The sequence below is a fragment of the Pseudoxanthomonas sp. UTMC 1351 genome (assembly GCF_040948865.1).
In the GTDB taxonomy this organism is placed as follows: Bacteria; Pseudomonadota; Gammaproteobacteria; order Xanthomonadales; family Xanthomonadaceae; genus Pseudoxanthomonas_A.
Genome location: NZ_JAVGJT010000083.1, coordinates 1 through 772, shown reverse-complemented (window position 1 = coordinate 772; position 772 = coordinate 1). Strand labels below are relative to the sequence as shown.

The window sequence follows — 772 nt, the reverse complement described above, 5'->3', positions numbered from 1 at the left end:
CCCCGCGCAATCGAGGATGCGGCGTTGCTGGAGCGTATCCGCGACGTGCATGCGCAAAGCCGTCAGACCTACGGTAGCCCACGCGTGCACGCCGCGCTGCTGCGGCAAGGCGAACCGGTCGGGCGGCGACGGGTCGAGCGTTTGATGCGCCAGCAAGGCGTGCATGCCTGCTCGGTGCGGCTGTACCGCCGGCGACCGGGGCTGGCCCGGTTCCTGGCCAGCGTCGAGAGCCATGCCCACACCGTGACGCCCACACGCCCAGACCAGATATGGGTGGCGGACGTGACCTATCTGAAAGTCGGGCGGCAGTGGCGCTACCTGGCCACGGTCATGGACCGCTATTCGCGCCGACTGCTCGGCTGGTCGTTGGGCGCCGATCGGACGACCGCGCTGACGCGGCGCGCGTTAGCGGCTGCGTTGCGCACCCGCAGACCGGCGCCGGGCACGCTGTTCCACAGCGATCGCGGAATCGAGTTCATCGCTGGCGACTTCAAGCAACGACTGCACGCCGCCGGCTTCCTCCAGTCCGCCAACCGGCCACGATGCATGAACGACAACGCGCATATGGAGTCCTGGAACAAGTCGATGAAGTCGGACATGTACCACCGCCACCACTTCGACGACGACCGCACCCTCCGTCTGGCCGTTCGGGACTATGTCGACTTCTACAACCACCAGCGCCTACACTCGGCGCTGGGATACCGCTCGCCGGCCGAATACGAACGCCAATGCATCTAACCCACCGGTGTCCACTTTTGCGTAGGAACTCCCA

General features: G+C 66.3%; 1 protein-coding gene. It reads left to right on the top strand.

All coding sequences use genetic code 11. From position 1 onward, the window contains the following. Positions 1-738 (top strand): IS3 family transposase (locus AB6O04_RS20700; RefSeq protein ID WP_368566316.1); only part of this gene is annotated, 738 nt, incomplete at its 5' end. Positions 739-772 lie beyond the last annotated feature (34 nt).